This window comes from Candidatus Solirubrobacter pratensis, assembly GCF_000425945.1.
In the GTDB taxonomy this organism is placed as follows: domain Bacteria; phylum Actinomycetota; class Thermoleophilia; order Solirubrobacterales; family Solirubrobacteraceae; genus Solirubrobacter; species Solirubrobacter pratensis.
Genome location: NZ_KE384481.1, coordinates 636,420 through 656,832 on the forward strand (window position 1 = coordinate 636,420; position 20,413 = coordinate 656,832).

21 protein-coding genes and 2 pseudogenes are annotated in these 20,413 nt (G+C 74.3%); 11 read left to right on the forward strand and 12 right to left on the reverse strand.

Translation table 11 applies throughout. The features are described 5' to 3' along the window. Positions 1–4: 4 nt before the first annotated feature. Genes H958_RS0132660 through H958_RS0132670 form a run of 3 tightly spaced genes read right to left on the reverse strand, consistent with a single transcriptional unit; the run spans position 5 to position 3,485 of the window. Positions 5–1,297: a 1,4-alpha-glucan branching protein domain-containing protein gene (locus tag H958_RS0132660; RefSeq protein WP_028061729.1), complete on the reverse strand. Its 1,293-nt coding sequence runs from the start codon at positions 1,295–1,297 to the stop codon at positions 5–7. Next, positions 1,294–2,064: a class I SAM-dependent methyltransferase gene (locus H958_RS0132665; RefSeq protein WP_028061730.1), complete on the reverse strand. Its 771-nt coding sequence runs from the start codon at positions 2,062–2,064 to the stop codon at positions 1,294–1,296. Before H958_RS0132665 ends, H958_RS0132660 begins: the two co-directional genes overlap by 4 nt. 47 nt (positions 2,065–2,111) lie before the next feature. Beyond that, positions 2,112–3,485, reverse strand: coding sequence for a cryptochrome/photolyase family protein (locus H958_RS0132670; protein WP_028061731.1), 1,374 nt, complete (start codon positions 3,483–3,485; stop codon positions 2,112–2,114). A gap of 47 nt (positions 3,486–3,532) precedes the next feature. On the opposite strand from H958_RS0132670, the gene H958_RS0132675 reads away from it, so the two are divergent. Further along, positions 3,533–4,156 carry an LON peptidase substrate-binding domain-containing protein gene (locus tag H958_RS0132675; protein WP_051325158.1) on the forward strand — a complete coding sequence of 208 codons (624 nt, stop codon included), beginning with the start codon at positions 3,533–3,535 and terminating at the stop codon, positions 4,154–4,156. Beyond that, positions 4,153–4,809, forward strand: a complete 657-nt coding sequence (locus H958_RS42110; protein ID WP_051325127.1) for a metallophosphoesterase family protein — start codon at positions 4,153–4,155, stop codon at positions 4,807–4,809. Before H958_RS0132675 ends, H958_RS42110 begins: the two co-directional genes overlap by 4 nt. Positions 4,810–4,835: 26 nt before the next feature. Here H958_RS42110 and H958_RS42115 read toward each other — a convergent pair whose 3' ends face one another. After that, a complete protein-coding gene (locus tag H958_RS42115) occupies positions 4,836–5,441 on the reverse strand; it encodes an ankyrin repeat domain-containing protein (protein WP_037412259.1) in 606 nt (201 codons plus the stop codon). A 103-nt stretch (positions 5,442–5,544) separates the two neighbouring features. Next, the gene (locus tag H958_RS0132690) at positions 5,545–6,189 is read right to left on the reverse strand and encodes a DUF899 domain-containing protein (RefSeq protein ID WP_028061733.1); all 645 of its coding nucleotides are present in this window, start codon (positions 6,187–6,189) and stop codon (positions 5,545–5,547) included. Between the two features lie 82 nt (positions 6,190–6,271). Here H958_RS0132690 and H958_RS0132695 point away from each other — a divergent pair, with 82 nt between their 5' ends. Continuing rightward, the gene (locus H958_RS0132695) at positions 6,272–6,730 is read left to right on the forward strand and encodes a winged helix-turn-helix transcriptional regulator (RefSeq protein ID WP_028061734.1); all 459 of its coding nucleotides are present in this window, start codon (positions 6,272–6,274) and stop codon (positions 6,728–6,730) included. A gap of 226 nt (positions 6,731–6,956) precedes the next feature. Beyond that, the gene (locus tag H958_RS42120; RefSeq protein WP_051325128.1) at positions 6,957–8,369 is read left to right on the forward strand and encodes a TIGR03118 family protein; all 1,413 of its coding nucleotides are present in this window, start codon (positions 6,957–6,959) and stop codon (positions 8,367–8,369) included. On the opposite strand, the gene H958_RS0132705 is transcribed toward H958_RS42120, so the two are convergent. Genes H958_RS0132705 through H958_RS0132715 form a run of 3 tightly spaced genes read right to left on the reverse strand, consistent with a single transcriptional unit; the run spans position 8,370 to position 10,706 of the window. Beyond that, positions 8,370–8,771 carry a hypothetical protein gene (locus H958_RS0132705; RefSeq protein WP_028061735.1) on the reverse strand — a complete coding sequence of 134 codons (402 nt, stop codon included), beginning with the start codon at positions 8,769–8,771 and terminating at the stop codon, positions 8,370–8,372. It lies immediately after the preceding gene. Continuing rightward, the gene (locus H958_RS0132710) at positions 8,768–9,139 is read right to left on the reverse strand and encodes a hypothetical protein (protein ID WP_156028457.1); all 372 of its coding nucleotides are present in this window, start codon (positions 9,137–9,139) and stop codon (positions 8,768–8,770) included. Before H958_RS0132710 ends, H958_RS0132705 begins: the two co-directional genes overlap by 4 nt. Before the next feature lie 13 nt (positions 9,140–9,152). After that, positions 9,153–10,706, reverse strand: a complete 1,554-nt coding sequence (locus H958_RS0132715; protein ID WP_028061737.1) for a Na+/H+ antiporter — start codon at positions 10,704–10,706, stop codon at positions 9,153–9,155. 16 nt (positions 10,707–10,722) lie between these two features. Here H958_RS0132715 and H958_RS42125 point away from each other — a divergent pair, with 16 nt between their 5' ends. After that, entirely contained in the window at positions 10,723–10,962 is a 240-nt protein-coding gene (locus H958_RS42125; protein WP_037412260.1) for a sulfurtransferase TusA family protein, read from the forward strand. Positions 10,963–11,040: 78 nt separating this feature from the next. On the opposite strand, the gene H958_RS44565 is transcribed toward H958_RS42125, so the two are convergent. Continuing rightward, a complete protein-coding gene (locus tag H958_RS44565; RefSeq protein ID WP_051325130.1) occupies positions 11,041–12,996 on the reverse strand; it encodes an MFS transporter in 1,956 nt (651 codons plus the stop codon). Positions 12,997–13,070: 74 nt separating this feature from the next. Then, entirely contained in the window at positions 13,071–13,655 is a 585-nt protein-coding gene (locus H958_RS44570; RefSeq protein WP_051325131.1) for an ArsR/SmtB family transcription factor, read from the reverse strand. Here H958_RS44570 and H958_RS0132735 point away from each other — a divergent pair. Continuing rightward, positions 13,654–14,559: a dihydrodipicolinate synthase family protein gene (locus tag H958_RS0132735; RefSeq protein ID WP_196807674.1), complete on the forward strand. Its 906-nt coding sequence runs from the start codon at positions 13,654–13,656 to the stop codon at positions 14,557–14,559. The two genes, H958_RS44570 and H958_RS0132735, sit on opposite strands and share 2 nt — an antisense overlap. On the opposite strand, the gene H958_RS42145 is transcribed toward H958_RS0132735, so the two are convergent. Further along, positions 14,548–15,180, reverse strand: coding sequence for an HAD family hydrolase (locus H958_RS42145; RefSeq protein WP_051325132.1), 633 nt, complete (start codon positions 15,178–15,180; stop codon positions 14,548–14,550). The two genes, H958_RS0132735 and H958_RS42145, sit on opposite strands and share 12 nt — an antisense overlap. A 67-nt stretch (positions 15,181–15,247) precedes the next feature. Here H958_RS42145 and H958_RS48605 point away from each other — a divergent pair. The 4 genes and pseudogenes from H958_RS48605 to H958_RS0132765 form a co-directional block, all read left to right on the forward strand. After that, positions 15,248–15,458: pseudogene (locus H958_RS48605) on the forward strand (catalase); the annotation flags it as partial. Between the two features lie 689 nt (positions 15,459–16,147). Beyond that, positions 16,148–16,354 (forward strand): annotated as a pseudogene (locus tag H958_RS49295) (catalase); the annotation flags it as partial. Between the two features lie 109 nt (positions 16,355–16,463). Beyond that, positions 16,464–17,018 carry a TetR/AcrR family transcriptional regulator gene (locus H958_RS0132760; RefSeq protein ID WP_196807677.1) on the forward strand — a complete coding sequence of 185 codons (555 nt, stop codon included), beginning with the start codon at positions 16,464–16,466 and terminating at the stop codon, positions 17,016–17,018. A 162-nt stretch (positions 17,019–17,180) separates the two neighbouring features. Next, complete coding sequence (locus H958_RS0132765) at positions 17,181–18,557, forward strand: FAD-binding oxidoreductase (RefSeq protein ID WP_037412263.1); 1,377 nt, start codon at positions 17,181–17,183, stop codon at positions 18,555–18,557. Positions 18,558–18,578: 21 nt separating this feature from the next. Here the strand turns inward: H958_RS0132765 and H958_RS42150 are convergent, their stop codons facing one another. Further along, positions 18,579–19,391, reverse strand: coding sequence for an NAD(P)H-binding protein (locus tag H958_RS42150; RefSeq protein WP_051325133.1), 813 nt, complete (start codon positions 19,389–19,391; stop codon positions 18,579–18,581). 57 nt (positions 19,392–19,448) lie between these two features. On the opposite strand from H958_RS42150, the gene H958_RS0132775 reads away from it, so the two are divergent. After that, positions 19,449–20,408, forward strand: coding sequence for an NAD(P)H-binding protein (locus tag H958_RS0132775; protein ID WP_156028459.1), 960 nt, complete (start codon positions 19,449–19,451; stop codon positions 20,406–20,408). The last annotated feature ends 5 nt before the right edge of the window (positions 20,409–20,413 follow it).

Below are 20,413 nucleotides of genomic sequence, written 5' to 3' on the forward strand. Positions count from 1 at the left end.
ACCGTCACGGTTGGACGAAGGCCCACTTCGCCGGCCGCGGCGCGAGATTGCGCAGCTCAGGGGCGCCTTCTCCGGCCAGCGCGGCGAGGAACGCGGCGCGGTGTCCCTCGAAGCGCTCTCGCGGGTAATCGCCGGCGGTGCCGGCATCGATCAGGAAGGCCCAGTCGGAGCTCTGCAGGGCCAGCAGCTCGCGCAGCGCGCGCTCGGACGCGGCGCCGCCGAGCGCCGCCAGCTCGGCCGCGCGCTGGGCCCAGGCGAGCTCGCCGCTCCAGGTGCGCAGGTCGCGCCCATTGCCCCACGACGTCGGTGGCGGATCAGGCGCCGGGCGCGGGTCCTCGACGACCGGCGGCGCGAGCTCGACGCCGGCCGCGTCCGCCTGCTCGAGCACGGCGCGCAGGAACGTGACGCCCTCGTGCCAGTGGTGGCCGAACAGCTCGGTGTCGAAGGCGACGAGCGTGTCGCGCTGCAGGTGCCAGAGGAAGTCGCGCGCGTCGGCGGCGGCCTGCTCGGCCGCGCGATCGGGGTCATACGGCGTGCCGTCGACGGCCCATGCCTGGTGGGCGCGCGCGGTGAGGCGGCGGGTGTCGCGGTAGGCGCCGTGTGCCGGGTAGCCGTCCGGCGCCCACACGCGGTCGATCGCGGCGCGGTCGAGCGGGAGCAGCGCGATCCCCGCGGCGCTCAGCCGCGGCGCGTGGTCGTCGGGGCCCAGCACGTCGGTCCAGTCGACGCACGTGACATGGACGCCGGCCTCGGCGAGCAGCCGGTCCAGCCACGGCGCGTGCGCGCACTCGGGCAGCCAGAAGCCGCCGTCCCAGGTGCCGAAGCGCGTGCGGAACGCCTCCACGCCGGTCTCGACCTGCAGGCGCACGCCGGCGTCCGTCGCCAGGAGCGGGAGCACCGCGTGCGTCGCCGACGAGGTCCAGCTCACGTGCGGCGCGAACGCGTCCAGCAGGTCGCCGCGCCGCTCCAGCGCGGCAGCGGCCTGCGCGTACCGGGCGGCGGAGTACTCGAGCGCGGCGCTCGGCGCCTCGGCGAGATCGAGCGCGTGCGACGCGGGCCGGACGTCGCGCAGGAACGCGAGGCAGCGCTCCAGCACCCCGTCGGCCTCGAGCTGGTCGGCCAGCACGGGCGTGATCGAGAGCGTCATGCGCCCGGGCCGCTCGTCGAGCAGGTCCAGCAGCGGGAGGTAGCTCGTGGCGATCGCCTCCCACAGCCACTCCTCGCCGAACGGCCACGTGCCGAACCCCTCGACGTACGGCATGTGGGTGTGCAGGACGATGGAGAGGCGGATGCTCACGGGCGCAGCACCGCGAGCAGATCGAGCGAGCGGTCCAGGCTCCCGCGCCGCAGCGCGAAGTCGCTCGCCGCGATCGCCGGCGTGAAGCGGTCGTAGAACGGCTTGGTGAGGCGCAGCGCGGGATGGATGCGGTCCCACCCGAGGTGCCGGATCGCGACCTCGTGGGCGCGCAGCTTGCGGGCGTGGAAGAGACCGAGCAGGTCGACGCGGCCGAAGTGGCGCTCGCACAGGTCGCGGTACTCCTGCGGCCGGTACTCGTGCACGTGCCACGGGTTGCCCGAGCGCTCCGCGCCCTCGGGCGCGAGCGTCAGCACGTTCGGCGTCGAGACGTACGCGACCCCCTCCGGCCCGATCAGCGCCTTGATGCGCTCGAGCACCGCACCGGCGTCCTGCACGTGCTCGAGCGTCTGCAGGAACACGACGCAGTCGACGTCGCCCTGCCACAGCTCGATCATGTTGCGCTCGAAGCGGACCGCGCCCGACGTGTACTTGGCGCGCGCGTGCTCGAACGCGTCCGGGTTGGCGTCCACCCCGACGACCGACGCGGCCGTGCGGCCGAGCTCGGCGCTGCCATAGCCCTCGCCGCAGGCGAGGTCGACGACGCGGCGCCCGTGCACGCGCTGGGCGATCCAGCGGTACACCGCGAGGTGGCGCTGGAACCAGTAGTTCTCCTCCGGCACGTCGGGCAGCGTGCGCTCGCCGGTCAGGTGCAGCGGCGGGACGCCGGGCGGCTGGTCGCGCTGGACGTAGAGCTGGGTGCTCCCCACGAGCGGGAGCTTACGAGTCAGCCGATCCGCGGGCGGAGCCGGACACGTCAGGCACGCGCGCTGCGGTAGGCGGCGATCGTGCGCTCGCGCTCCTGCGCGTGGTCGACGATCGGCTCGGGGTAGTCGCGGCCGATGACGCAGCCGGCCGCCTGTTGCTCGTCCGCCGTCAGCTCCCACGGCTCGGCAAGCTTCGCGAGCGGCGCGTCGCGCAGCTCCGGCACCCAGCGGCGCACGTACTCGCCGTCGGGGTCGTGGCGGCGCTGCTGCAGCACCGGGTTGTACAGCCGCCGCTGCAGCGGCGCGGGATCGACGCCGACGGACGAGATCCACTGCCAGTTGCCGTTGTTCTGCGCCACGTCGCCGCACAGCAGCAGGCGCATGAAGTGCGCCTCGCCGCGGCGCCAGTCGACGTGCAGGTCCTTGACGAGGAAGCTCGCCGCGATCAACCGCGCGCGGTTGTGCATCCAGCCGATCGTGCGCAGCTGGCGCATGCCCGCGTCGACGATCGGGAAGCCGGTACGGCCCTCCGCCCACGCCGCCAGCTCCGCCTCGCCGCCGCTCCACTCGATCGCGTCGAGCTCGCGCTGGTGGGCGTGGCGCGCGTTGCCGGGGTTGTGCAGCAGCACGTGGGCGTAGAAGTCTCGCCATGCGAGCTGACGGCGGTAGGCCGGCGCGCCGTTCGCCTCGTGCTCGAGCTCACGCGCGCTGAGGCAGCCGAAATGCAGGTAGGGCGAGAGCATCGACGTCCCGCCGGCGACGCGATCGTGGCGCTGCTCGTAGCGCTCGATGCCGTCGCGCAGCCACGAGTGCATCCGCCGGCGCGCCTCCTTCTCGCCGGCCGGCGGCGGCTCGGGCAGCTCGCTCGCGACGTGCGGGATCGGTCCGGCGGCGGGCGCGGAGGGCGCCTCGACGGCGCGCGGGGCGCCGTGCACCTCGCGGCGCTCGAGCCGCTCCCACGCGCGCCAGAACGGCGTGAAGACCGAGAACGGGCGGCCGTCCCTCGTGCGCGGGCGCCCGACGTCGGCGACGAAGTTGCCCGGCGTGCGCCGCGGCTCGACTCCCGCCTCGCGCAGCGCGGCCTCCACGCGCCGGTCGCGCGCCGTCGCGAACGGCGACACGTCGGAGGCGAAGTAGACGGCGCTCGCGCCCGTCTCGCGCGCAAGCCGCGCGAGCTCGCGCTCCGGCGGCCCGGAGCGCACGAACAGCTCGCCGCCGCGCTCGCGCAGCGCGGCGCGCAGATCGCGCAGGCAGTCGAGCATGAAGGCCGCCCGCGAGGGCGACGGGAAGCGGCCGTCGAGCAGGCGGTCGTCGAGCACGAACACGGGGACGACGCGGTCGTGCGCGGCCAGCGCGCGATGCAGCGGCGGGTGATCGTGGACCCGGAGGTCGCGCCGGAACCAGACGAGCGCGGTGGCGACCATGCCAGTCCTACGGGCGCGGCTCGCGCGCGGATCTAGACTCCGTGACGGTGGCGTTGGTGAAGGACTTCCCGCTGTTCCCGCTCGGCCTCGTCGCGCTCCCGTCTGAGCTCGTGCCGCTCCACATCTTCGAGGAGCGCTACAAGACGATGATCGCGCGCTGCCTGGAGGAGGAGAGCGAGTTCGGCATCGTCTGGCTCGCCGACGACGGGCTGCGGCCGATCGGCTGCGCGTGCGAGATCGCCGAGGTGCTCGAGCGCATGCCCGACGGCCGCGTGAACCTCGTCGCGCGCGGCACGCGCCCGTTCCGGATCGAGGCGCGCCAGGACCAGCTCGCGTATCCGGCCGGGACGGTCGAGTTCCTCGCCGACCGGCCCGAGGACCCCGACGCCGACGCGGCCGACGCCGCGCACGCCGCCTACGCCGACCTCGTCGAGCAGGCGACCGACAAGGTGCCCGACGCCGAGGAGGTCGCCGGCATGACCGCCTATGAGATGGCGGCGACGGTCGAATTCGGGCTCGAGGCAAAGCAGGGCCTGCTCGACCTGCGCTCCGAGTCGGCGCGGCTGAGGCTCGTCACGCGGCTGTTCCGGGCCGCGATCAAGCGGCTGGACTTCATCGACCGCGCGCAGGCGCGGGCGCGCTCCAACGGCAAGGTGCACTTCACCGCATGAGGGTCGCGGCGCTGTATGACATCCACGGCAACCTGCCGGCGCTGGACGCCGTGCTCGCCGAGCTGCCTGACGTCGACGCGATCGTCGTCGGCGGCGACGTCGTGCCGGGTCCGCTCGGGCGCGAGACGCTGGACCGGATCGCCGGGCTGGACGGCGTCCACTACGTCATGGGCAACGGCGACCGCGAGTCGGCGGAGGAGTTCCCGGAGGTCGCCGGGTGGCCCGCGACGGTGACGCTCGACGTCGACGGGCTCGGCCCGGTGCTCTTCTGCCACGGCTCCCCGCGCAGCGACACCGAGACGATCACCGTGCTGACGGGCGAGGACCGGCTCGCGCCGATGCTCGAGGGCGTGCAGGAGCGGGTGATCGTCGGCGGGCACACGCACCGCCAGTTCGACCGCACGCTGCTCGGCCGGCGGATCGTCAACGCCGGCTCGGTCGGGCTGCCGTACGAGGGCGTCGCGGGCGCGTTCTGGGCGCTGCTGGGACCCGGCGTCGAGCTGCGGCGGACGGCGTACGACGTCGAGGCCGCCGTCGAGCGTCTGACCGCCGCCGGCGGTCCCGCCGTCCAGTACCTCGAGGAGAGCCTCGTCAACCCGGCCGACCCCGACGAGGTCGCCCGGCACTTCGAGGGCCTCACCATCGAAGGCTGACCAGGCTCGCGCGCCGGTCGCGCTGCTCAACCGTCGAGGGCGGCGGCCGCGGCGCCCTCGGCGAGCGCGCGGGCGTCCCTGCCGTCGTCCGTGGTCAGCGAGGGATCGGCGCCGTGGGCGAGCAGCAGGGCGACCATCTCGGCGTCGCCCGCGTGCGCGGCGCCGTGCAGCGGCGTGAAGCCGCCCCGCTGCGTGACGTTCGGATCGGCGCCGGCCTCCAGCAGCGCGGTCGCGGACTCGCGGTCGTGCGCGGCGACGGCCGAGTGCAGCGGGCGCACGCGCAGCGGGTTCTCCGCGTCCGCGTTCGGGTCCGCGCCGGCGGCGAGCAGCGCGCGCACGGTCGCGGCGCCGCTGAAGAACGCGGCGAGGTGCAGCGACGTGAAGCCGTCGGCGCCGCGGGCGTTGACGTCGAGCTTCGCCGGGTCGCCGAGCGCCGCGGCCTCCAGCGGGCCGATGCGCGCGCCCGCCGCGAGCAGCTCGGCGCGCGCGGCGTCCTGGCGGTGATAGAGCGCGACGAGCACGGCGGAGACGCCGTCCTCCTGCGCCGACGCGAGCTCCGGATCGTCCGCCAGCAGCGCCCGCAGCGCGTCGACGTCACCGGACCTGACGGCGGCGAAGAGGGCCTCGCTCATCTCCGGACACGGTAGGTCAGATGCGTCACGAGTGCGTTGCTCCTGGTCCCGAGCGGCTCGCGCTCGTGGTGTGTGGGCACGAACGGGGTTTCGGTTCTCTACATCAATACTCGTCGTGCTTGCGCCACCATGCGTAGGGCGGCGACTGCGGCCGCCCGGACGGCGTGTCCTCCCACTCCTCCTGACGGCCGAGCGGGGTCAGGTCGAGGAACGTCCAGACGCTGCCCAGCGCCTCGACGCCGCGGCCGGTCGTCTCGTAGGTGAGGAAGACGCGCTCGCCGTCGCGCAGGAAGACCTGGAGCTTGAAGTACTCGGTGGTACCGCAGGCCTGCTGGAACGCGGCGCCGTCGGTGTACCACGGGAACGACCACCCCATCCGCTCCTTGTAGGCCGCGAGCTCCGGCTGCGACGCGCGCGAGACGACGGCGAAGGAGACGTCGCGGGCGTGGAGGTGGGCGAGCTCGGAGACCTGGTCGGAGAACATCGTGCACCCGCCGCACGGGTCCCCGCCGGGCGGGAACCAGAAGTGATAGACGATCAGCTGCGAGCGTCCCTCGAACAGGTCGAGGAATCCGAGCGGCCCGTCGGGGCCCTCGAACTCGAAGTCCGCCGGGAACGCCGTCATCGGTTGGCGCCGGCGCTCCGAGGCCAGCGCGTCGCGTGCCCGCGTGGCCTCCTTCTCCTTCGCCAGCAGCGCCTCGTGTGACCGCTGCCACTCCTCCGGACCGACGATCGCCGGAAGCTGCATCACGGGCCTCCTCCCTGGTCGGGTTCCTCGAAGGAACGCACCGTACCACGGATAGTCTCCTGAGGGAACTAAGATCCCCGTCATGCAACGCACGGACTTCGCCCGGATGGAGTGCTCGATCGCCCGCAGCCTCGCGGTCGCGGGGGAGCCGTGGTCGCCGCTCGTGATCCGCGACGTGTTCGTCGGCATCAACCGCTTCGACGACATCCAGCGCGACCTCGGGATCTCGCGCAAGGTCCTCGCGGAGCGCCTCGCGCATCTCGTCGAGGCCGGGATGCTCGAGCGCCGCCCCTACTCCGAGCGCCCGCCGCGCCACGAGTACGCGCTGACCGAGATGGGCTCGGAGTTCGTCGACGTGCTGATGGCGATGGTCCGCTGGGGCGACCGCTGGACCGCCGGCGAGGCCGGGCCGCCGGTCCTCTACCGCCACCGCGCGTGCGGGCAGATCACGCACGCCGAGCCGCACTGCGCGGCGTGCGGCGAGGTCCTGCGCTCGACCGACGTGGACGTGCTGCCGGGGCCCGGGCTGACTCAGCCGTGAGGAGCCGGCTACTCGATCGCGATCGATCGTCTCCGCGGAGGTGACCTACGAACCTTCGAACAGTTCAAAGGAACGGTCGCGCACCCCTCGCACGGCGTGATCGCGTCGGCCATCACCCACCATTGCGACGAGCGCCGCTTGGTGTGACGGCGACCGAACGCGCGCGGCGCGCCTGCGTATTCCCCGCCGGACGGACCGTTCCCCTTGAGGTAGGAGGCCCATCGCCGTGCAGGTGCTCACACGCTTTGCCCGCGGGACCACGGCCGGCGCGGCGATCGCGCTGGCCGGTCTCGCGTTCGCCGGCTCCGCGCGAGCCGACAGCGACCAGTACGTGGTCCACAACCTGGTCTCGAGCTCGCCGCTCGTGCCCGCCGACCGCTATGACCCGAACCTGGTCAACCCATGGGGGCTCGTCGCGAGCGCCACGTCCCCGTGGTGGCCGGCCCACAACGGGACCGGCACGTCGGGGGTCTATCCCGCGACGAACGTGCCCAACCCGCTCGTCGTGAGCGTCCCAGGCGGGCCGACCGGCATCGTCTCCGGCGGCGTCGCGAACAACTTCCCGATCGCCGGCGGCGTCTCGAGCTTCATCTTCAGCACCGAGGCCGGAACGCTCTACGGCTGGCGCTCCGGCACCGCCGCGCAGCTCACCGCCACCCGCGCGGGCGCGAGCTACAAGGGCCTCGCGATCGCGACGACCGCCGGCGGCCCGCGGCTGTACGCCACCGACTTCAAGAACGCGCGCGTCGACGTCTTCGACGGGCAGTGGCAGCCGGTCACGCCGGCCGGCGGCTTCACCGACCCGAGCTTGCCCGCCGGCTACGCGCCGTACGGCATCCAGACGATCGGCGGCCGCATCTTCGTCACCTACGCCAAGCAGGATCCGGCGGGCGAGGACGAGATCCCCGGCGCCGGACTCGGCTACGTGGACGCGTTCGACACGGCCGGGACCCTGCTCGCGCACGTCGCCTCGGGCGGCGCGCTGAATGCGCCGTGGGGCGTCGCGCAGGCGCCGGCCGGCTTCGGCGCCTTCTCCGGCGACCTGCTGGTCGCCAACTTCGGCGACGGCCGCATCAACGCGTTCAAGGAGGGCCCGGCCGGCACGTTCACGCCGCACGGGACGCTGCAGTCGCCGTCCGGCGGTCCGCTCGCGATCGGCGGCCTGTGGGCGATCCAGTTCGGCGCCGGCAACGCCAACAGCGGGCCGAAGAACGCGCTCTTCTTCACCGCCGGCCCCAACGGGGAGACGGCGGGCGCGTTCGGGCGCGTCGACGCGAACCCGCTGGCCGTCGGCGGCACCGTCCCCGCCACGCTCTCCCTGGCGCTCGGCGGCGCGGCGTCGTTCGGGGCGTTCACGCCTGGCGCCGGGATGGACTACACGGCACAGACGACGGCGACCGTCACGTCGACCGCGGGCGACGCGACGCTGACCTACTCCGATCCCGGCCACCTCGCCAACGGCGCCTTCTCGCTGCCGCAGCCGCTGGTGGTCGAGCTCTCGAAGAGCGCGTGGACCGCGCCGGTGTCCGACGACACCGTCGGGATCACGTTCAAGCAGCGCATCGACGCCACCGACGCGCTGCGCACGGGAACCTACAACAGGACGATCACGTTCACGCTGTCGACGACCAACCCGTAGTCAGTCCCGCCGCAGCCCGCAGACGTCCTCGCTGACGTTCTTGGTGAAGACCTCGAGCTGCGTGAAGGCCGTGGGGAGCGGGCGCGACGTGTCGCTGAACGACACCGTGCCCGCCTCCATCCGCACCTTGTAGGAGAGCACCGACCCGGGCTTCGGCGGCAGGACGAGGTGCAGCTCGGCCTGCTTGGAGAGGTCGCGCGTGAGCCGGCGCGCGTCGAGCAGCTCGCCATTGGAGATCGGGTGCTTCTTGCCGTTGCAGGTGACGGTGCCGTCGTCGGAGACGAGCATCGTGAGGCCGGCGTTGCGATCGGCCCCGCTGCGGCTGACGACGAACAGGTCGGCGGCAGGCGAGCCGCAGCCGGCGGCGGCGAGCGCGAGCAGGGCGGCGAGCGCGCGCTTCACACGACCACCATCTGCGCGTCGCCCGCCTCGCGCAGGAACTGCGGCGTCGAGATCACGCCCGCGAGCCGCTCGTTGACCACCGCCCAGTCGGCGCCGATCGCCTGCACGGCGGCGGCGCACGCCCAGATGCTCGGGGCGGCCGCGTCGCGCAGCTGCGCGAGCGTGCGCGCGAACGCCTCGCGCTCGGCCTCGACGACGTGCGTGGTGGAGAGCGCGCGTCGCTCGAGCTGCGGGTCGAGCAGCGGCGCGAGCGCGCCGAACGTGGCCAGCCCGCGCGCGGGGCGGCCTTCCGACGCGGCGGAGACGAGCAGCGAGAGCCCGGTGTAGAGGCGCTCGGGCTCGCCCGACTCGAGGATGGCGGCAAGCACGCCCACCATCGTGTCAGAGCCGGATCCGGGCGCGGACGCGGGACTCGTCGAGGTCGAGCTCGCGTTCGATCTCGCGCAGCGTCTCGGCCGGGTAGGCGCGCTCGCGGCGCAGCTCGCGCAGGACGTCGCGCTCGGCTTCGATCATCTCCACCAGCAGCCGCGCCGCGAGGTAGATGTCAGTCCCGCGGTCGGTCTGCTCGCCGTCGTCCAGGCGCGCCTGGAGCCGCTCGATGCGCGACTGGTAGCGGTCGCGCGCGCGGTCGACGACGTGCTCAGGCACGCCGTCCTGCTCCGCCAGCTCCTCCAGCCGCTCCAGCGCCGCATGGTTGAGGCGCAGGCGCGCCTCGGCTTCGGCGCGGCGCCGCCCGGGGCTCTCCCCCAGACCGAGCCGCCGCAGCAGCGGGGCGAGCGTGAGCCCGGGCACGACGAGCGTGATCACGATCGTCGCGTACGCGAGGAAGAGGACGAGGTCGCGGTCGGGGAAGCGCGTGCCGTCGACCACCACGGGGATCGCGAGCGCGGCGGCGAGCGAGACGCCGCCGCGCATGCCGCTCCAGGCGATCGCGATCCGCTCGGGCGGCGTGGTGTCGGCGTGCGCGATCCACGGTGCGACCGTCATCCACGCCGCGCGCACGCCCATCACGACCGCGGTGATCAGCAGCGCCTGGCCGGTCAGCGTCAGCGCGTCGGCGCCCTCGATGCGGTCCAGGATCGACGGGACCTGGACGCCGATGAGCAGGAACAGCAGGCCGTCGAGCAGGAAGGTGGTCGACTGCCAGAACGCGAGCGTGCGCAGGCGCGTGCCCGGCTCGAGGACGTCGAGCGAGCGCACGCCCGTGAAGACGCCCGCGGTCACCGTGGCGAGCACGCCGGACGCGCCGATCCGCTCGGCGGGGATGTAGGCGACGAACGGGGTGAGGACCGACAGCGTCACGTCCAGCGACGGATCGGTGACCGCGGAGCGCAGGCGCGAGAACAGCCAGCCGGCGGCGAGGCCGACGGCGATCCCTCCGGCCGCGGCGGCCACGAACTGCACGCCGATGCCAGGCGCCGACGCCGAGGCGCCGACCGCCGCGAGCGCGACTTTGTAGGCGGTCAGCCCAGTGCCGTCGTTGACGAGCGACTCGCCCTCGAGGATCGTCGGCATCCGGCCGCTCACGCCGAGCCGGTTGAGCACCGCGTTGGCCGACACCGGGTCGGTCGGCCCGAGCACGGCGCCGAGTACGAACGCCGCCGCCCACGGGATCCCCATGACGGCGTGGGCGACCGCCGCGACGGCGGCGATCGTGACGATCACCAGCCCGGTGGCGAGCCACAGGATCGGCCGCGCGTTGGCCCGCAGCTCGTACGCGGACGCGGAGACGCCGGCCGAATACAGCAGCGGCGGCAGGAACACGAAGAAGACGAGATCGGGATCGAGCTTGGGCGACGGCAGGCCGGGGACGAGCCCGATCACCAGCCCGCCGAGCACGAGCGCGACGGGGTAGGGGACCTGCAGGCGCATGGCGAGGCCCGCCAGCACCGCGACGGCGAGGACGAGGAAGACGAACAGCTCGATCTCGTGCACCGGCATCATCTACCCCGTGGCGACGGTGTTGGACCTGCGCGGGCTGCGCTGCCCGCTCGTGCTCGTGAAGGCGCGGGCGGAGCTGGCGCGGACGGATCCGGGAGCGGCGCTCGTGGTGCTCGCGACCGACCGTGAGGCGCCGATCGATCTCGCGGCGCTGGCGTCCGACGCCGGACGTCCTTTCAGTGCGGATCGCACCGGCGAGGGGGTGTGGCGATGCACGTTGGACAGCGCCTTTGCCCCGGAGTGCTCGTAGGCCGGGTTGCCCTGCCGGGTTCGGCGGACTTCGCGGTAAGGGAGGCGGGTTGTTCGGCTCGCGCGATGCCTCGCTGCGCTACCCGCCGAGCCCGAGCAGCCCGCTGATGCTGCGCGGGTCGACGCCGTAGCGTCGCTCGTACTCGCGGGCGCGGGCGTCGTCGGCGATCGCGAGCACGAGCTCCTCGCGCGAGGAGCCGTACTTGCAGGCGGCGCGGTCGAGCGCCTTGAGCAGCTGCGCCTGGATGAAGCCCGACACGCCGCCGGTCTGCGGGAGCGCGCGCGGCTTGCACGGGTCCTGAATGACGACCTCCGGCGGCGCGCGGCGGCTCTCCTCGATGGCGTAGACCGCGACGCAGCCGGCCGCGACGATCGCCGCCGCGGCGCCCGCCGCCCACGCGCGGCGGACGAGCAGCGCGGCGGCGAGCAACGCAAGCGCGCCGGCGATCCCATAGGCGATGCCGAACGCGTTCTTCACCGAGGCGACGACGAGGTCGTCGAGGCGGGCCGCGAGGGACGGGTCCTCGGCGAGCTGCGCCTTGCGCTTCTCGAGCGCCGCCTGGAGACCCGCACGCGGGCGTTCCGCGCCGATGCCGTCGAACAGGTCGGGCGCGAGCTCGAGCTTGTCCTGCGGCGCGAGCCGGGCATCGAGGACGAGCGACGTGCCCTTCAGGATCGCCTGGTCGGTCAGGTCGCCGAGGCGGCTGCTGACGACCGGCGCGAGGATCGCCAGGATCAGCACGATTCCGAGATGGCGGGCGAGCAGGGCGTATGCCGCGTCGGTGGCGGTCCGCTCGGGCAGCAGCTCGCCGGCGTACGCGGGCAGCGCCAGTCCCATGCCCGCGCCCGCGAGCACCTGCGGCGCGACGGTCCAGCCGATGGTCGGCTCGGGCAGCAGGGCGAGCGAGGCGGCGCCGCCGGCCATCAGCACCGCGCCGCCCGTGGCACGGGCGACGGGCGAGCCACGGACCGCGCTCGCCGCGAGCGCCGCGATCGGCAGGACCGTGACCCCCGCCGCTGCCTCGAGCGGCGAGAGCGCGAAGCCGGCGACGAGCTCGAGGACGAGCAGGAACAGGACCGCGGTGAACGCCGCCGACGTGAACGCGAGCGCGGCGCCGGCGGGAGACAGGAACTGCGCGGCGGCGGAGGCCGGCGGGTACGCACGCGAGCCGGCGGGAGCCGCGGCGGACGGCGATGGCGGCTCGAAGCCCGACCGCGACGCGGACGCGCCGCCGGCGGGCGGCAAAGGCGGCTCGAAGCCTGACCGCGACGCGGACGCGCCGCCGGCGGGCGGCAAAGGCGGCTCGAACCCTGACCGCGACGCGGACGCGCCGCCGGCGGGCGGCAAAGGCGGCTCGAACCCCGACCGCGGCGCGGACGAACCGTTGCCGCGCGCGAACGGCTCACCGGGGCCCGGCGGCGCGTCGCGGCGCGCCGCCGCGCCGTCGGACCAGAGCGGCCCGAACGCCTCGTGCGTCGCCGGCTCGGGTTCCTCGCGCACCCGCGCGCGGACGCACCCCAGCGCGGCCGCGGCGCAGATCGGGGCCTGGACCGCGAAGATCGCGCGCCAGTCGAGCGCCTCCGTCAACGCGCCCCCCAGCGCCGGGCCCGCCGCGGTGCCGGCGAGGGCGGCGCCGAGCCAGAGGCGGCGGCCGTGCGAGGAGGCTCCCGCGTCGAGGATGTCGAATGCCGCGAGCAGGCCCGCCGCGGCCCCTGCCGCCTGGACCGCACGGAAGACGAGCAGCGGGGTGAGCGAGCCGGCGAGCGCGCAGGCGACCGACCCCGCGGCGAACACGGAGAGCCCGAGCGCGCCGACCGGCGACGGCCCGAACCGCCGCACGAGACGCTCGGCCGGAAGGATCGCCGCCGCGAGCACGAGCGCGTAGACGCCGACGATCGCCGCCACGCCGGTGACCGACGTGTGCATCTCCGCCAGGATCGGCGGGAGCGCGAGCGCGACGATCGAGGCGTCGGCGAGCGCCAGCGCCGCCGCCGTGGCGACGAGCGCCCGCGCTGCGCGGCTCGGGGAATCCATGGGCCGAGCGTACGGGGCGAAGCGGCGAGGGTGCCCCGCTTGCGGCGGGCGGGCGACGCCCGGCGCGCCCCGCCCTACGACGTGCGCGCGAAGTGCAGCAGCGCCAGCTCGGTCGGGACGCCGTCCGCTTCGCCGCGGCGGTCGGCGCTCTCGGCGTTGATCCGGCTGACGCGCTCGGCGGCGGTCGCGATCACCTCGGCGACCTCTTCGAGCCCCCGCTCGTCGAGCTCCAGCGACGTGCGCGTGACCTGGCTCGCCGGGCCGTCGAACCCGCCCGCGTCGACCGCGGCCGTGACGTCGCTGAAGATCCGCTGCAGCGACTGCCCGACGATCCCGCGGCGGGCCGAGCGCGGCAGCCGCGCCCAGTCCTCCTCGCTGAACCACCCGCGCGTGACGGCGCGGTAGAAGTGCTCCAGAGCGCCTCGCCTCGGCTCGGTGCGGACGAGCTCGATCGCGCCGAGGTCCGCGAGCAGCCTGATGTGGTAGCTGACGCGCCCGAGTGGGAGCCCCAGCTCGCGGGCCAGCTCGTTCGGGCTGGCGATGCGGTCGTCCAGCAGGCCGAGTAGCCGGTGCCGGAGCGGGTGGGAGATGGCCTTCAGAAGCGCCTCATCCAGCTCGCCGGTCTCTTGGTGCTCGCGCGTGTCCTTCAACTCGGGCATGAGTGTGACTAGCCGCAAATTTACGCCTACACACCGGGAAAGTCATCATTGCGTCATCACTGGACCGCTCAAAGGCACTGTTCCGGCGGCGATCACGCCGCTGAAAGACGGTGGATCGGCGCTCGACGAGAGCGCGATCGCGCCATATCTCGACTTCCTGATTGCGCACGGCGCGACGGGCGTTCTCGCGATGGGAACGACCGGAGAGGGCATTCTGCTGCGGATCGCGGAGCGGCGCGCGGTGATCGAGCGCTACGTCGAGGCCGCAAATGGGCGCATTCCGGTCGCCGTCCACGCCGGCGCACAGACCACGGCCGACAGCGTCGCGCTCGCGGTCCACGCCGCTGAAGTGGGCGCGGCGGCGGTCGCCGTGATCGGCCCGCCCTACTTCCCGCTCGACGCCGAGGGGCAGTACCGGCACCTTCGGGCGGTCGCCGCCGCCTGCCACCCGACCCCGTTCTACGTCTACGAGCTCGCCCAGGCCGCCGGCTATGCGTTCGACCCCGCGATGCTGCTGCGACTCCGCGACGATCAGGACAACGTCGTCGGCATGAAGGTCTCCGACGCGCCGTGGGAGAAGTTCGAGCGCTACCTGCTCGACGGCTACGACGTGCTCGTCGGCCCCGAGGCGCTGATCCACCGCGGCATGCAGGCCGGAGCCGTCGGCGCCGTCTCCGCGCTCGCGTCCGCGTTCCCCGACCGCGTCGCCGCGGTCGTCAACGAGCCGACAGAGGCCGGCGCCGCCGGGCTGCGCGACCTGCGCGCCGCGATCGAGCGGACCCAGCGCCACGCGGCGCTCAAGCGCATACTCGCCCGCCGCGGCGTCCCGGTCGCGCCCGACGTCCGCGCCCCGCTGCGCGACCTGGACGCCGCCGAGCTCGCGCTGCTCGACTCAATCGAGTAGCGCGAGGATCGCCTCCGCGGTGATGACCTCCACCACCGCGTCGGCCTCCGAGAGATCCACCGCGCGCTCGCGCTGAACCCCGAGCGTCGGCATCCGCGCCGCCCGCCCCGCGGCGACGCCCGGCACCGAGTCCTCCACGACCACGCAGCGCGCCGGCGGCAGCTCGAGCCGCTCCGCCGCCGCCAGGAACATGTCCGGCGCCGGCTTGCCGTGCTCGACCTCGTCGCCCGCGACGGTGACGGCGAACGACAGCCCGGCGCGCGCCAAGGTCCGGTCCAGCCGCTCGCGCGGGGACGACGACGCCACCGCGAGCCGCACGCCGCGCGCGTGCAGCTCCGCCGCCGCCTCCACGGCATCGGGGAACGGCACCAGCTCCGCGTCGATCAGCGAGAACAGCTCGTGCTTGAGCAGCGGCCAGAACTCGTGCGCCTCCGGCAGCTCCGCGCGCTCGGAGAGATAGGCGTGCGTGCGGGCGTAGGGGATGCCCATGCACGCGGCGAGGTCGGCGTCGGTGACCTCATAGCCGTAGGGCGCGACGGTCGCCTTCCACGCGCGACCCGCCAGCGGCTCGGAGTCCACCAGCGTGCCGTCGCAGTCGAAGATCACGGCGTTCGCGGGCAATGATTCGCAAGCCTATTTGGCGCATGCCTGCACCCGTCACCTGGGACGAGTCCCAGATTGGACCGTCGGGGTCTTCGAGGCGACCGGCAAGTGGGGCGACGAGCCGATCTCCGAGTACACGCGTGCCAAGCGCTTCCAGGAGGCGGGCAGAGAAGACCGAGGTGGCGGTGCGCTTCTCCACCGTCGCCGGCGGCCGTGACTCCTCCGAGGCGGTGCGCGATCCGCGCGGGCTTCGCAACGTGAAGTTCTACACCGAGGACGGCAACTGGGACCTCGTCGCCGGGAAGCGATCCGCCGGACCGATCGGAGGGACGAGTCGCGTCCCGAGCGCTGCCGACGCGGCGGGCAGAGCGAGCGCCGCGCGCGTTGCCTGCTGGAGCCGCGGCGACGCCGGCGATGACGCGTGCGCGGCGCGGTGGTCATCGTGGCGCGGCCGTTGCGCGGCGCAAGCCGTCGTTGCCGCGGCGGGATCGGCGAACGGCGGGCAGTAAGGAGGTGGGGGCGGGTTGCCTTCCCGGCTCGCGAGGCCGCGTGATCGTTTTTCGCGGGGGCGGCGAGCGGCGCGAGCGAGCGTGATCGAAGATGCGCGTTCACCGGGACTGAGTGAGAGAACGTGGTCGATCGTCGCGGCGCGGTCCGACACTCGCGGTGATCGAGCGGGGCGACCGCACACCGCGCGTCCGCGTCTCCGCTCCGCGCGGACAGGCGCGCTCGCGTCGCCGGCGGCGGAGACGGCGCGGTCGTCCTCCTGAGCGGCCGGACGCAAGACAGCCGCTCTCCTTAGTGCGCAGTTCCGAGCCCGGAGAGCGGCCGCGCGGGCAACCTTGCGCGCCGGGCAGGAGGCGCGCGTAGGTCGCCGGCGGGATTGCGGCGCAGGCCCGCGGAGATCATGCGGGCCACGGGGCGCCCGGCCGCCGAGGGAGGGCGCGCGGCGGTCGCCGGTGGGGTCGCCGCGCGGGCCGGCCCGCTGACACGGCGCACGTTCAGCTACTCCGACACGCAGCGCTACCGCGTCGGGCGGAACTACCTGCGGCTGCCGGTGAACAAGCCGTCCGGATAGGACGCCGGGTCCGGCGAGCGCATCCAGCAGCGCATGGTCTGGCACCTGTTCCTGATCGAGAACGAGCTCGTCCGGCGCCTCGGCGACGGCCTCGGCATCAGCGCCGACGACGTCCACCACCCGCCGCGCGAGGTCGGACGAGGCGATTGCGGACAACGCCGTCACCGCCTGACGAGATAGGCCGTTTGCGAGGTCCCCGTCCGCGGGGACCTCGCACACCATCGTGTTGCAGCGCGTCCCGAGTGCCGAGGCGCACCGGCGGATCGTCTCGGCGACCGGCCGGCTGCTGGAGGACCGCCGCTTCCGCGAGCTGACGGTCGAGTCGGTGATGGTCGAGGCGGGGCTCGCGCGCACGGTCTTCTACCGCCACTTCGAGTCGCTCGCCGACGTCGTGGTGGCGCTGCTGGACGAGGCCGTGGTGGTCGACGCCATCGCCGCGCCGGATCCCTCCGACCCGGACGCCCTGCGGCGGATGCTCGCGCGCTCCGTCGACCTCTACGCGCGCCACGGTCACCTGCTCGTCGCCGTCGAGGAGGCGTCCCACCACGACGCCGAGGTCGAGCGTGTCTACCGCGACGCCTTCGAGCGCTCCGTCGAGGCGACGGCCGAGCTGCTGTCCGCCGCCGGCTACGACGTCGCCCCGGTCCCGCTGGCCCGCGCGCTGATGCACCTCAACGCCGGCTATCTCGGCGACGTCCTCGCCCGCGACCCGAGCGGAGACCGCAAGCAGGCGCTCGCGACGCTCTGGACGATCTGGTCGCGGCTGCTGGCGCGCTGACGCGCCCGTCGCCCCCCGCGCGTAACACCGCGAAGTCCACGCAGGTGGAGAGGTAGCACCACCACACCTTTAGGGCTTCCACCGATGCGCGGCGACTCCCGACCGGGGAGCATCCGCCAACTCCCCAGACTTCCCCTCCCCTCCCCAGGAGCTTCACGGACGATGCTGATCACCAACCGTCCCGACGCCGACGTCGGGACCCTGCGCGCGCGCCTCGACGGCGCGGTCTACGGTCCGGCCGACGCCGGCTGGGACCAGGCCCGCCGGGCGTGGAACCTCGCCGTCGACCAGCGCCCCGCCGCCGTGGCGTTCCCCGTCACGGACGCCGACGTCGTCGCCGCCGTCGAGTTCGCCGCCGAGCGGGGCCTGCGCATCGCGCCGCAGGGCACCGGCCACGGCGCCGCCGCGCTCGCGCCCGACCTCGAGGGCGCGATCCTGCTGAGCACCGCGCGCATGCGCGGCGTCCGGATCGACCCGCGGGCCCGCCGCGCCCGGGTCCGCGCCGGTGCCCAGTGGGGCGACGTCAGCCTGCCCGCGTCCGCGTACGGCCTCGCCCCGCTGGCCGGCTCGTCGGCCGACGTCGGCGTCGTCGGATACACGCTCGGCGGCGGCCTCAGCTGGCTCGCGCGCAAGCACGGGCTCGCGTGCAACAGCATCGTCTCGCTCGAGGTCGCCACCGCCGGGCGCGGCCTGGTCAAGGTCGACGCCGAGCACGAGCGCGACCTGTTCTGGGCGCTGCGCGGCGGAGGCGGGAGCTTCGGCGTCGTCACCGCGATGGAGCTGGAGCTCTACGCCGTCGACGACCTCTACGCCGGCGCGATGCTGTGGCCGTGGGAGCGCGCGGGCGAGATCTTCGACGCCTACCGCGCCTGGGCGCAGACGGTCCCCGACGAGGTCACCTCGCTGTGCCGCCTGCTGCAGGCCCCGGACCTCCCGGACGTCCCGGCGCCGCTGCGGGGCCGCCGGTTCGTCGTCTTCGAGGCCGCGGTCAGCGGACACGAGCCCTACCGGCGCGACATCGTGGAGCCGATGCGCGCGTTCGGGCCGGAGCTCGACATGTTCGCCGTCATGCCGCCCGCCGGACTGGTCGAGATCCACGGCGACCCGAAGCACCCCGTCCCCGCGATGGGCAACGGCCGGCTGCTCAGCAACGTCGGCGACGCGGCGCTCGACGCGCTGCTCGAGGCGGCCGGCCCGGGCTCGGGCTCGCCGTTCGTGTCGGTCGAGCTGCGCCAGCTCGGCGGAGCGCTCGCCCGCCGCGACCCGAGCCACGGCGCGCTCGCCTCGCTCGACGCCGACTACTCGCTGTTCGCCGCCGGCGTCGTCACCGGCGCCGAGGCCGCCATGGCGATCGACGGCGCGCTCGCCGAGCTGCTCGACACGATGGCGCCCTGGGATGCCGGCACCGGCTATCTGAACTTCGTCGAGGCCCCCGACCACCCGCGGCGCTTCTTCGATGCCGAGACCTACGCGATCCTGAAGGGCATCAAGGGCACGGTCGACCCGGGCGGCGTGTTCCTCTCCAATCACCCCGTGTAGCCGGCTCCGGAAGCCGCAGGCTCAGGGAATCCCGGGCGCGGGGTCGTCGTTGCCGACCAGCTCCGGCGGCAACGGCCCCTCGCCCTCGTAGTCCACGTCCGCGTCCAGCGGCGAGGCATCGGGCAGCAGCATCTCCGGGTCAGGCGGCGGGTTGTCCGCCTGCCCCGCGCCCAGCCCCGAGTTGTAGACCGGCGGCAGCGGAGCCGGCTCGACGGCGTCCAGCGCGTCGGCGACGTGCCGGTCGCCGCCGATCACGTGCACGACGCGACGGGCGAGCCGGTCGCGATCCAGCGCCTCGGCGACCGCGAGCGCGGCGTCGTCGCGGCTCAACGTGACGGGCGTGCCGGGCGGAACGACGGTGCTGATCCTGCCCGTGCCGGTCGCGTCCGTGAGCCGGCCGAAGCGCAGGATCGTCCAGGGCATGTCGAGGTGCTCCAGCCGGCGCTCGGCATGGTGCTTGGCGGCCAGGAAGTCGCGCAGCGGCCCCTGACGGCGCTCGGGCGCGCCCGCGCCGACCGCGCTGCAGAGCACGAAGCGGCGCAGCCCGAACCGGTCGGCGGCCTCGGCGAGCTTGGCCGCCCCGCCGCCGTCGATCGCCTCCAGCTGCGCCCGGTGGCGCGCGCCGGCGGCGAAGATCGCCGCGTCGCACCCGTCGACCGCCCACTCGATGTCGCCGCGCAGGTCCCCGACGACCGCGGCGGCGCCGATCTCCTCGAGCGCCCCTGCCTCGTCCTGCCGGCGCACCAGACCGCGCACGGTGTGGCCGCGGCCGAGCAGCAGCGCGACCAGCAGCCCGCCGAGCCGCCCGTTCGCGCCGGCGACGAGGACGATCATCGTGCTGACCGGGGCTCGGCCACGGCTCAATCCTACGGGGACGAGGCGGACGGTACCGTGAAGGCCGGTGGAGCCGGCGTCGACACCAGGCCGCTGATGGCGGGCGCCGTGCTCGTCACGGGGGCGACGGGCTTCGTCGGCGGGCGCCTCGCCGCGGCGCTCGCGAGGGACGGGCACGAGGTGCGCTGCCTCGTACGCGACCGATCCCGTGCCCGCGCGCTGGAGGCGGAAGCCTTCGCGCTGCACGAGGGGGACGTGCTGCGCCCGGAGACCCTGCGCGGAGCGGGCCGCGGCGTCGACGTGGCCTACTACCTGATCCACTCGATGGGCCGCGGCGGCACGGCGAGCTTCGCCGAGCGCGAGCGGGCGGCCGCGACGGCGTTCGCCCGGATGGCGCGGGCGGAGGGGATCGAGCGCGTCATCTACCTCGGCGGCCTCGGTGACGGTCCTCGCTCCGAGCATCTGCGCAGCCGCCACGAGTCGGCGCTCATCCTCGCCGAGCACGGGCCGCCCCTGACGTACTTCCGCGCCGGGATGGTGGTGGGCGCGCAGAGCGAGTCCTACCGGACGCTGCGCCACCTCGTGGAGCGGCTGCCGGCCATGATCGCCCCGAAGTGGCTGCAGAACGCCACACAGCCGATCGCGATCGACGACACGCTGCGCTACCTCGCGCAGGCGCCGCAGGTCGAGGCGTCCAGCGGCAGGGAGATCCAGATCGGCGGCCCCGACGTGCTCTCCTACGGCGAGATGCTGGACCGCATGGCGGCGGTCCTGGGCCTTCGCCGCCGTCCCCGGGTGCCGGTCCCGCTGATCACTCCGTGGCTCTCGTCGCTGTGGATCGGGCTCGTCACGCCGGTCGACGCCGACGTGGCGCGGCCGCTGATCGAGGGCCTCGCCGTGCCCACCGTCGTGACCGACCCGTCGGGCGCCGCCCTCTTCGGCGTAGAGCCGCTCGGCTTCGACGAGGCGCTGCGCCGCGCAGTCGCCGAGGACGCCGGACGGCGGGCCGCCCCCTGAAGGGC

Bases quoted from the DNA above. Each gene is read 5' to 3' on its own strand.
- H958_RS0132670 (WP_028061731.1), bottom strand. From the start codon at position 3,485: ATGGTCGCCACCGCGCTCGTCTGGTTCCGGCGCGACCTCCGGGTCCAC.
- H958_RS42110 (WP_051325127.1), top strand. From the start codon at position 4,153: ATGAGGGTCGCGGCGCTGTATGACATCCACGGCAACCTGCCGGCGCTG.
- H958_RS42115 (WP_037412259.1), bottom strand. From the start codon at position 5,441: ATGAGCGAGGCCCTCTTCGCCGCCGTCAGGTCCGGTGACGTCGACGCG.
- H958_RS0132690 (WP_028061733.1), bottom strand. From the start codon at position 6,189: ATGCAGCTTCCGGCGATCGTCGGTCCGGAGGAGTGGCAGCGGTCACAC.
- H958_RS0132695 (WP_028061734.1), top strand. From the start codon at position 6,272: ATGCAACGCACGGACTTCGCCCGGATGGAGTGCTCGATCGCCCGCAGC.
- H958_RS44565 (WP_051325130.1), bottom strand. From the start codon at position 12,996: ATGGATTCCCCGAGCCGCGCAGCGCGGGCGCTCGTCGCCACGGCGGCG.
- H958_RS0132735 (WP_196807674.1), top strand. From the start codon at position 13,654: ATGAGTGTGACTAGCCGCAAATTTACGCCTACACACCGGGAAAGTCAT.
- H958_RS44570 (WP_051325131.1), bottom strand. From the start codon at position 13,655: ATGCCCGAGTTGAAGGACACGCGCGAGCACCAAGAGACCGGCGAGCTG.
- H958_RS0132765 (WP_037412263.1), top strand. From the start codon at position 17,181: ATGCTGATCACCAACCGTCCCGACGCCGACGTCGGGACCCTGCGCGCG.
- H958_RS42150 (WP_051325133.1), bottom strand. From the start codon at position 19,391: ATGATCGTCCTCGTCGCCGGCGCGAACGGGCGGCTCGGCGGGCTGCTG.